Below are 10,641 nucleotides of genomic sequence, written 5' to 3' on the forward strand. Positions count from 1 at the left end.
TTGCGTCGTTGACGAAAAGAGCTTGAATTTGCTTTCCGCCATGAGATATCGTATATCATACTTCTTATTCATTGCGATTCTAAATAGCAAGAATGCCTTTGTCAAGCTTTTTATTTGGCGGCTCCAGAGAGGCCGTGTACGGCCGCAACGCCGATTTTCCCCTGGAAGCCGGCCATCTCAGCGGACGCGAAGATCCCGGCACGCCGGCGGCGAACGGTCCTTCCAGCCGGTTTTTCGGGTAGAATACTCAAGTATCTTATTGGAGGTCGATGCCATGCGCAAACCAGAAAAATATCTGGCGAAAACGGCTTTGCTGTCCATTATGCTGCTGGCCGCATCCCTTGGGGCAGGCGCTCAGGAGCCCCCGGGCCGGACCTTTGCCCTGCACACGACCGGCAAGATGCATATGGACGGGAACCTGACGGAACCGGATTGGCAGCGTGCGGAAGTCATAGGCAGTTTCCTGCTCCATCCCCAGAAGACGGCGGAAAAGGACGTCACCGAAGCCAGGATCCTGTGGGACGACGAGTGCCTTTACATCGCCTTCAAATGCCATGACGCCCATATTTCGGGGACCAAAACGGAACGGAACACGGCCGTGTTCGAGGATGACTGCGTCGAGGCCTTCATTTGCCCGGTGCCCCGGAATTTCGAGCGCTATACGAATATCGAGATCAACGCCATCGGCACCTACAACTCGCGGGTCTGCGGGGAAAGGCCGGTCGAAGGGCTGGCCGGCCGGCCGGGTGTCACCGACCCGACGAGCCCCCGCGCCAACTGGTTCCCGCCGGGGCTCCAGATCGGCCGGTCCCATCTGGGAACGATGAACAACGACACGGACGAGGACTCCTGGTGGATCATCGAGATGAGCATCCCCTTCAAGTCCTTCGAGGTCCTGGGCTGGGATCGGACGCCGGCTGACGGCGACGTCTGGCGCTACAACCTCTACCGCCTCGGCGGCAAGGTCGATCCCCAGAGGAGCAGCCTCTTCCCTCTTTCTGAAGGCGCCAACAACCATTCCCCCAAGGACTTCGGGACGCTCGTCTTCAGGACGGCGACCTGGCCGCTGCGGGAGGCCCGGCCCGGGGCGAAGGGCGAGGCCGTCCGATGACCGGCCGAAGGGGCATCGGGCCCGCCCTGGCGCTCGGCCTGGTCTTGTCGGCGGCGGCCTGGCCGGCGCCTCGGGGCGGGGCGCCTGACCGCGTCTTCCCCCATCCTTTTATATCGGCGGCCGCGGCGGACGTCCCGGCCCTGAAGGCCGCGACGGCCCGCCTGATGGAGATGCCGGACGGCGAGATCGTCCGGCTCATCCCGGAACTGGCGCCGATCAGGCTGGTCGGCTGTCCCAACTGCCAGGGCGGGGCCCAGGACACGTCGCTCGAGGTCTGGACGATCGAGGACCCGGATCACGTCCGGTGCCGGTATTGCGGCGAGAGATACCCCAACGAACGCTATCCCCTTAACGGCGTCCTGGAATTCGTCAATCCCCGGGGCCAGCGGCAATCCTACCGCTACTATGACGGCGGCAGCGAAAAACGGCGCTATTTCTTCGAGGGCGTTATCGCCGCGCAGGCCGGCCAATATCTGGCCGAACGAGCCTACGACCTTGCCCTTCTTTATGGGGCGACCGGGGAAAAGGCCTATGCCCACAAGGCGGCCGTGATCCTGGACCGCTTCGCCCAGGTCTATCCAGGCTGGCCCGTCCACGGCAACGTGGGCAACTACGCCAACTGGAAGACCTTCCACGACGCGCCTCCCTACCCGGCCCAGAGCGGGAAATGGGGCCGCTGGATCCACGACGAGTTCATGACCGAGCTGGCGCTCGCCTATGACCTCATTCACGAGAGCCCCGCCTTCGCGGAGCTGGGCGCCGCGGCCGGGACCGACGTCCGCAGACGGATCGAGAACGACCTGTTCCGGGCCCAGGTGGAGCTGGTCCGGCAATATCCCCGGTATATCGGGGCCTCAGGCCAGAACGGCACGGCCGCGGGCCTTATCGCGATCGGACGCGCCATCGAGGAGCCGGAATGCGTCCATGACGGCGTGGCCCGGTTCCGGGACGCTTTCGCCGGATGGTTCCACGCCGACGGCCTGCTGATGAGCGGCTCGCCCGCGTACACCCTTCAGATGCTCAGCGCGCTGGAGAGCCCGGCCCAGATGGCCAAGGGCTACTCCGATCCTCCGGGCTACGTCCATCCCGGGGACGGCCTGCACTTCGAAGGCCTCGACCTGGGAGCGAGCTCCGTCGCGCTCGAGCGCTCCCGCGCCGCCCTGCGGAGCCTGGTCCTGCCCGATGGCCGTTACGCGCCCGTTCACGATTCCTGGGCCAGGAAACCGTACACGCAGGTGCAGCCGCCGCAGGAGTCCCGGGCGGCTCTGCTGCCCGCGACCGGCCACGCCGTGCTCGGGCGGGGGGCCGGGGCGGAACAGGCGCAGGTCCACCTCCACTTCGGGGACCATGCCGGGCACGCCCACGCCGACGAGCTCAACCTCGAGCTCTTTGCCCACGGGCGGGAGATGCTCGGGGAGATCGGCTACAGCCATACGAAGCTGCGTCCCTGGGCCATGAGCACCCTGGCCCACAACACCGTCGTCGTCGATCGCTTCAACCAGGTCATCACCCAAGGCTGGCTGCCCGTTTCCTGGGCCCGGCTGGACCGCTTCGAAAAGACCTCGTTCGACCCCGGGGAGAACGTTTTCGGCAGCCTGCTCCTCTATGACACGGAAGACGGCAAGGTCCAGATCGCCGAGGCGGAGGCCGTTCGGGGCTACCGCGGGTTCGTTCCCGGCCTGAAGGAGTACCGCAGGCTCGTCGCGCTCGTCGGCATCTCGCCGGCCGACGCTTACGTGGTCGATGTGTTCCGCGTGACCGGCGGCCGGGAGCATCTCTGGGCGGCTCACGGGAGCGTCGACCAGGGGCAGGAGATCGAGACCAGCCTGACGCTCCAGCCGCGGGAAGGGACCCTCCTCGGACCGGGAACGGAATACGCCGCCGGGCGCGACCCGGAACTGGACGGCGAGAGCTTCAAGGGCGCGGTCTACGGCCTCGTCGACGGGCTCTCCTCGGCTTCGGCGGACGGCGCCTGGAGCGCCGCCTGGCGTTTTGCCGACGATCCCCGGCTGGGGCTGAACCTGACGATGCTGGGAAGCCCCGGGCGCCGGGTCACCGTCGGCCGCGCGCCGTCCGTCGTTCCGGCGGGCGAGGACAACGCCAAGGTCGACGGGTTCAAGATGCCCCTCCTCCTTGTCGAGGACCGGAACGAGGAGAGCGTCTTTATCGCCGTCTGGGAACCGTTCCGCGGCCGGCCCCGGATCTCCGCCGTGCGGCAGCTCGAATTCCGGGGCGAGCGCGGCCGGAGCCTCGGTCTCACCGTCGAGATCGGCGACCGGACGGACTACATCCTCATCGACCCGGACGGGAACGCGATGAGGGAAACCAGGGACGGCGGTCTCTCCTTCCAGGGCCGCTTCGGGCTGGTTTCCGAGGTCAAAGGAAAGCCCCTGTCCATGCACCTGACCGGCGGGACCATCCTGGCCAAAGGCCGGCTGGCGCTTCGCGGCCGTCCCCTGCCGGAGGGAAAGGTCGTCAATATCCGCCGCGAGTCGGGGAAAGAATTCTTCGAAACCGAGGCCAGGCTGCCCGAAGGCGGCCGCCTTCGAAACCGCTGGCTGCTCCTCCGCCGCCCCGACGGCCGCACCCGGGCCTACAGGATCCTGGACGTCAGGACGTCGGGGGACCGCAGCCTGATCCTGCCGGAGGGGGGAACGGGCCTTGAGTCGGTCCCTGATCCGGCCGGCCCGCGTCGGACGCCGGGGAAGTTCCGCGATATCTATTTCCCCCATTCGGAATTCGACGGGGGCCTGGGATCGTTCACGATCCTCGACGCGGCCTGGACCGAGGACTAGAGGCCGTATTTCGCGGCCAGGTCCTTCAGGCCCTTTTCGTAGTCCGCCTGGCCTTCCGGGCCGCCGATGCCCTCGTAGAGAACGGGCACGCGCTTCCGCAGGAGAGGGACGATGTCCCTGAGCGGCACGACGTCGCCGAAGGACAGGCCCAGTTCTCCCAGTATCCTCCTGTTCGTCCGCGTCACGAAGTCGACCATGGCCTGATCCCTGGCCGAGGGACAGGATTGGCCGACCCCCCAGACGCTGCCCATCGGGTCGGCGACGAGCTTCGGGCAGCCGGCGCAGGCGTCGTCAAAGGCCTCGACGATGCGGATCCTGAGATCGGGCTCCTTCTCGACCCGGGAGACAAGGGGGCTCCATTTCTTCGAATCGAGCCCGGCGCGGATGCCGTAATAGGCCACGATGTAGGGAGGATGATAGGCCCGCAGGAACATGGGACGCCCCCGCCAATCCGCCCCGGACCGGTCGATGACCTGGTTCTGAGGCCCCGACCTGCCGAGCGGGAACAGCCTGCCCGCGGCCAGGGCCAAGGCGCCGCAGCCCGAAGCCGCCAGTGCTTGACGACGAGAAAAACGTTCGTTCATCGCGCTCCTCCGTCAGGCCTTCGGGATCGCCCCGGAAGGCCAGTTCTTATCGGGATCACGGGGACGTCCGGGATCATTCCTTCTCCCGGCGGTTGTCCTTGAGCCGGATGGCCCCGAGCTTCACGGCGTTCGAGAGGAATTGCTCGACCATGTCCCTCGTCACCGGGCCGTAATAGGAATCGCCCGCGGCCAGGGCCTCCGCGCTCACGGCGTTGAAGATATCCAGGAAGCTGTTCTTTCCGTCGACAAAAGCCAGGCACTCGAGGGCCATGGCCGTATGCAGGCCGGGGACAAGCGTCATCCTCTGCCTGGCGGCATAATAGTCCTTCGGCGACGCCTCGAGCACGGGGATCATCCGGCTGAGCTCCCTGTCCTTGGCCTCCGGGACGAGCTGCGGCGGCGGGGCCCCGGTCTTCCATTGGAAGAGATGATCCAGCTCCGCGAGCCAGGCCGCTTCCCGGTCCCGGAGCTTCGCGGCGCAGTCGGCGATCAGCCGCAGTCCCCGCGGGCCCGGGCTCAGCCGGCGCAGGGAATCGACGGCCCGGATCTCGCGCCGGACGGCCTCCCGGACCTGGTTGCGGGCGGTCCGATAGGCCGGGACCGGGTCTGACGCTCCGCCGATCCATTGCAGGGCCAGCTTCGTCTCCCGCCCCATCCGGGCGAGGGCGTTGCCGTAGACCTCCGCCGCCCAGATGGGCGCGTCCCCCTCCCCCGCGACGGCCGTCAGGTAGCCGATCGCCGCGGCCGCGACGGCATTGCGCTGGATCTGGGTGGGGTCGACATTCCACAGGTCGTCATCGGTGCCGTGGATGTATTCGTCGGGCCAGTCGAGGAAGCCGACGGCCGGGACGCCGACGACCGCCTCGAGGAACTGGACATGCTCGCTGCCGGTGAAAAAGGGAAGAACGAGGATGTTGTATCCTTCGCGGGTCCCCAGGTGAGCGAGGATCGGCCGGGTGAACGGATAGGCGTTGTAGTGGGCCGCATAGGTGGGCGTGTTCCCCCGCCGGACGAGGTCGACGACGTGTTCCGTGATGTCGTTCAGGAAGCCGGGACGGGACGCCGGGGACAGGGTCACGTGCTGAACGCGGCTTCCCAGGGACTGCTTGGCCCCGACCATGTCCAGGTTGATCGCCGCCAGGATCTTCGTCCGTTCCTCCGGGAAATCGGAGAAGAACTGCGCCTCGCTGCTGTTCTCCGTGGTCCACCAGAAACGGAGGCTCCTCAGCGGCCGCCTGATCTTGCCCTGGTCGCTGAGAAGCTTGAGGGAGCGGGCGATCTCGAGCAGGGCCGCGCAGCCGCTTCCGTTGTCGTTGGCCGAGGTCTTTTCCTCCTGCAGATGGGCCGCGTAAACGATGTCCGGCGCGGTCTTGTCCGTGCCCATGATGAAGGCCTCGCACATCGCCTGCCAGCTCGGCTCCGTGAACTCGCTCTCGACCAGGGCCCTGAGCCTGACCGGGGACTTGGCTTTCCGGACGAGCTCTCTCAGCCACTCCCCCTGGCGGATGGAAAGGACGAAGGCGAACGTGCCCGGCTTCCCGTCGGCGCTCCGGACCGGGATCGATTGCCAGGCTATCTGGTCCGGATGGTCGATGGGGTTCTGGCGCTGGGAGGCATAGGAAACGATCCCCAGGGCTCCCCTTTTCCAGACGGCCATCTCCATGACCTTGTCCAGCGAGCCCCCGGCCAGGACGATCTTGCCGCCGACGTCCCGGCCGTCGTAATCGGCTTCCGATTCGCCCGTCCCGACGTCCGCCAATTCCGCGGTCAGGTCGGTCGTCCGGCTGTAGTCCGCGAGCGACACCGCGACCTGGTCCAGGCTGGTCAGCTTGATCTCCTCGGGCTCGACGATCCAGAGCTCGGCTTTCCCGGCCGTCCAGCTCGGCCGGGCCGATCTCTGGCGGATGATGCGGACGTTCTCCAGGCCGTACTCCCTGGCCTTCGCGTAAACGTACTGAAGGACGGCTTCAAAGCCCCGGGAGCCCGAGGGACGGTGATAGTGGGTCATCCAGCGGACATGCTCCAGGGCCGTGTCGCCGGAGATCTCGTTGGTCAGGGCCCGGACCTCTTTCTCGGACATGAAGGGCGTCGTCTGGGACAGGGCGGGGCGGCAGAGAAGGGACAGCAGGACGATGACCGGGACCGCGTTATTTTTCATCATGATCCTCCCTGCTTTTTCTGATCCGGGACCGTCGGGAGCGCCTTCCGGGCGGCGTCCCTGACCCCCGGCCAGAAGTCGGTCCGGGCGATCTCCCCGAGAACCCGGCGCGCTTCGTCGTCGCTTCCGGCAAGCGCGGCCAGGGCTTTCACGGCCGGCTCGCGGGCCCAGCGGGTCGTCCGTTCCGAGCGCAGATAGCGCAGGATCAAGGGAACGGCCCGCGGGTCCTTCAGGACCTCGAAACCCTGGAAGGCGGAGGCCCTGAGAATATCACGGTGCGAATTCTCGCCGAGGCGGGCCGTCAGCATCTCGAAGGCCTCGGGGGCTTTGGCCCTGGCCAGGGCCAGGAGCGCCCGGCCGCGGACGTAAGGGCTTTCCGGGAGCGAAGCCGTCCGCGTCAGGGCCGAGATCGTTCCGGGCTCGGGGGAATAGGTCTCCAGGGCGGCGATGATGTTATTCAGGACGCGGGGATCCTGCTCCCTTGAAAGCGCCTCCAGAAGCACCGGCCTGGACGCCTCCCCCCTTTTGGCCAGGGCCGAGGCGGCCGCGGACCGGACGGCATGGAACAGGTCGTACCGCAGGGCCCTCTCCAGGGCTTCGGCGGCCTGTTCCCCGGGCGCGGGGGCCAGGGCTTCGATGGCCTCGATCCGGCCCTGGCCGTCGTCGGCGCGTTCGAGCTGCGCGGTCAATTCCTCGACCGTCCTCGGGTGTTCGATGACGGCCAGGAGGGAATTGTCGGCGTTGAAGCGCACATAGCGCGGCTTCTTCCTGAGATCGTACGTTCTGACCTCGGAGCGCTCCTGGAAGACCTCGCGGCGCGTCTCCGGGCCGTCGTCCGTGACGATCTGGAGAGCGGCCGGAAGGCGATAGAGCCCGCAGGACTCGTCCTGGGCCTGCGTCACGCGGACGGTGAGCCGGCCGGTCCCTTCGTCCCAGCTGTGGTCGACCCGCAGGACGGGGAAGCCCTTGCGCTCGAGCCACTGCCGGAAGTACCAATCCAGGGACTGGCCGGAAGCTTCTTCCATGGCCTTCTGCAGGTCGGCCGATTCGGCTTCGCCGAAGGCCTTCGCCGCGGCGTATCGCCCGAGGCCGTCAAAGAACGTCTTGTCCCCCAGCCAGGTCCGCAGCATGTGCAGGATGTAGGCGCCCTTGGAATAGATGTGCTCGTCCAGGCCGCCCGGCACGGGATCGTCGGACAGGATGGCCCGGCGATACCTGCGGTCCTCGTCGAGATAGAAGCGCATCCGCTGGCGCAGCTTGTATTCGAATTCGTCGCGGCCGGACGCCTTTTCGAACCACTGGTTGCCGAAATAGACGCCGAAGGCCTCGTTGAGCCAGATATGGCGCGCGCTCTTGGGCGAGATGAGCATGGCCCACCAGGTGTGGGCGAGCTCGTGGGCGACGATGTAATCGTCCATGTCCAGCCGCGCGGCTTCGTCGATGAGCTTGATCTCGTTCAGGCAGGTCAGCCCGAGGTGCTCGGATCCCCAGGGCAGGTAATCCCAGATGATGATCTGCTTGTAATTCCCGAACGGGTAGGGATAGCGGAATTCCCGGGAGAAGAACTCGCACATGTCCCCCACGCGCCCGAGCGAGCTTTGCACGACCGAGGCCGTGGTCACGCCGGCCGGAGCATAGTGGATGATCTCCCGGCCTTTCACGGTCTCGCTGAAGATGTCGAAATCCCCGGCCGCCAGGGTGAAGCCCTCGAACCGGGCCGGGACGTCCTGGCGCCAATGGAATTCGCGCCGGCCATCCAGGGCGCGATCGCCCGCGAGCTTCCCGTTGCTGACGACCTGCCAGGCCGGGTTGACGCTGGCCCTGAGATCCCAGGTCATGCGGTGATCCTCGTCGAAGGGGCGGGGCATCCAGTGTTCCCAGCCCTCGAACTGCCAGACCTGTTCGACGGGCACGCCCGTCTCCGTGACCAGGCGGTGAAAATACAGCCCCGTCTTCGGCCGCGCGGCGTAATGGATCCGGAAGCGGCAGGGCGTTCCCCGGGCGGCCCCCTTGATCCGGATCCGGAGGCGATCCTTCTCGACCCGGAAATCCTTCAGCCCGGCCGGTTCGGCCTCGACCTTGGCGATCTCGAGCTCCTGCTGGCCGAGAGAGAAGGTGTCCAGGCTGTTCCCCGACGCCGTGTAGCGGACCTCCTCGATCCCGTCGATGGCGGACGCTTTTTCGTCGATCCGGATCGTCAGGTCGAAATGGGTGATGTCGGGCTGGGGGGCGGGAGCCGTTCCCGCGGCGATCGGCCTTCCGCCGCCGGCCGCCGACAGGGCCAGAGCGGCGAGAAAGCAAAGCATGGCGATATTGCGTTTCATCGGATAGCCTCCGGACGGTATGTTGCCGCGCGATCAAGGCGCCGGGCCGCGGCTCCGGCCCTCACCCGAACACCCCGGAGGTCCTGCCGCCGCGCCCGGCCATGCGCTCCAGCGCCTCGAGGCAGAGCATGAGATAGCGGGGGTGATGGTAGATGTCCTTCCGCACGGCCTTGGGAAGGGCGGAGATCCGGCGGTCGGCGCTGTCGATCATGAGGGGGAAGCCCCAGCGTTCAAGCCGGCACCGGGACTCGACGTACTCGAACTGCCGGGTGAACATGTCCTTGGCCCAGGCCAGGCCCTCGTGCTCGACGACCTGGAGGGACCCGATCAGGACGAAGGCCTGGGCCCAGAAGATCTTGGCCAGGCTCCAGGTGTTCGCGTCCACGTCCTCGAGGTCGTTGAAGACGCCGCCGTAGACGCCGTCGGCGCTGGCGTCCGCGTGGCGCCTGAACACCCGGGCCGCTTCGTCGAAGAGCTTCCGGTCCCCGCGGCGCACGGCTTCGTACATGATCATCCAGGCCGCCTCCGTCGCGTGCCCGCAGCCGGCGACCCTGGCGTGGGCGGCGTTCTCCCCGGCCGGCCGCGAGAGATCGTGGTTGACGACCAGGTTCCAGAGGTCGAAATCGGGATTGCGGTGATGGGCCATCATGGCCTCCTCGCACCGGTCGACGAGCCTCTCCAATTCCGCGTCCGGCCCGCTCCTCAGCCAGTTGGTCCCGAACCACATGAACAGCATCCAGTACCAGAGGTTCCGGGCGCCCGGATAAGGCGACGCCCCGTCCTGGAAGGCCGGGCCGTCGTACCTGGCCAGGGCCTGGAAAAGGGTCTCCCTGGCGATGGCCCCGTATTCCTTCTCGCCCGTGGCCCGGGCGTATTCGGCCAGCCCCTCGGCGATGTAGCAGTCGCCGGGCAGGCTGCCGGTCGGGTCGACGACCGTCCCGTCCTGGGCGTAGGTCCCCGGCCAGTGCTCCCCCGCCGCGGGGCGGCGCTTCATGAGGAGATCGACCGACCGTTTGGCGCAATCGAGATAGCGGTCCTCGCGGGCCAGGCCATGGCTGTACATGAAGGAGTAGCACCAGATGCCCCGCCCCTCGGTCGAGGCCGTCTTGGCCGTGTTGAGGCGGGAGCCGTCGTGGTCCGTCGAGCAGAGGAAGCCGCCGTAGCGGCGGTCGACGACATGCTTGTCGAAGAAGTCGAGGAATTCGACGAACTCGGCCCGGTACCGGTCGCGAAGCCGGGTCAGCGTGACCCCGCCGAGGGAGCCGTCCTCCATGGTCGTCCGGGCTGGGACCGGGGCCCCGGTCCCGCCCCGTCCTTCGGGGACGGCCGCGGCCAGCGCCGGGATCCCTCCGGCCGCCGCCAGGAACGCTCGTCTTCTCATAGCGATCCTTTCACGATCCGCGGCGCCCGGGCGCCGCGAATTCCACGTACCGGTATTTCTCCAGGAACCTGTAGTACTTGATGAGGTCGAAGCCTTCCATGGGCTTTCCGGCCTCCAGTTCGCAGAGCTTCTTGATCTCGGCCAGGCTCCGCCGGCCGTCGACCCACCAGTAGGAGGCCGCGGCCCAGTTGGCCGGCTGCCACCAATGCGGCGAGAAGCGGATCTCCTGCCATTCGGAGGACGGGATCTCCTCGAAGAACAGCGTGCCCGGCTGGAACCGCCTCGGGA

7 protein-coding genes are annotated in these 10,641 nt (G+C 67.1%); 2 read left to right on the forward strand and 5 right to left on the reverse strand.

What is annotated here, in order from left to right:
- The first annotated feature begins 274 nt into the window (after nucleotides 1-274).
- Both ABFD52_06030 and ABFD52_06035 read left to right on the forward strand, forming a co-directional pair.
- Entirely contained in the window at nucleotides 275-1,111 is an 837-nt protein-coding gene (locus ABFD52_06030) for a carbohydrate-binding family 9-like protein (protein MEN6560311.1), read from the forward strand.
- A complete protein-coding gene (locus ABFD52_06035; protein MEN6560312.1) occupies nucleotides 1,108-3,906 on the forward strand; it encodes a heparinase II/III family protein in 2,799 nt (932 codons plus the stop codon). The genes ABFD52_06030 and ABFD52_06035 overlap by 4 nt, the downstream gene beginning before the upstream one ends.
- Here ABFD52_06035 and ABFD52_06040 read toward each other — a convergent pair.
- The 5 genes from ABFD52_06040 to ABFD52_06060 all read right to left on the reverse strand — a co-directional run.
- Nucleotides 3,903-4,490, reverse strand: a complete 588-nt coding sequence (locus ABFD52_06040; GenBank protein MEN6560313.1) for a hypothetical protein — start codon at nucleotides 4,488-4,490, stop codon at nucleotides 3,903-3,905. The two genes, ABFD52_06035 and ABFD52_06040, sit on opposite strands and share 4 nt — an antisense overlap.
- Nucleotides 4,491-4,563: 73 nt before the next feature.
- Complete coding sequence (locus tag ABFD52_06045; protein MEN6560314.1) at nucleotides 4,564-6,648, reverse strand: M28 family peptidase; 2,085 nt, start codon at nucleotides 6,646-6,648, stop codon at nucleotides 4,564-4,566.
- The gene (locus tag ABFD52_06050; protein ID MEN6560315.1) at nucleotides 6,648-8,972 is read right to left on the reverse strand and encodes a M1 family aminopeptidase; all 2,325 of its coding nucleotides are present in this window, start codon (nucleotides 8,970-8,972) and stop codon (nucleotides 6,648-6,650) included. The genes ABFD52_06045 and ABFD52_06050 overlap by 1 nt, the downstream gene beginning before the upstream one ends.
- 61 nt (nucleotides 8,973-9,033) lie before the next feature.
- On the reverse strand, nucleotides 9,034-10,353 hold the full coding sequence (locus ABFD52_06055; protein MEN6560316.1) for an AGE family epimerase/isomerase: 1,320 nt from the start codon (nucleotides 10,351-10,353) through the stop codon (nucleotides 9,034-9,036).
- A gap of 10 nt (nucleotides 10,354-10,363) precedes the next feature.
- Nucleotides 10,364-10,641, reverse strand: a 278-nt coding sequence (locus ABFD52_06060) for a hypothetical protein (protein MEN6560317.1), incomplete at its 5' end; no start/stop codon positions are given.

Source organism: Acidobacteriota bacterium, assembly GCA_039683095.1.
Taxonomy (GTDB): domain Bacteria; phylum Acidobacteriota; class Aminicenantia; order Aminicenantales; family Saccharicenantaceae; genus RBG-16-66-30.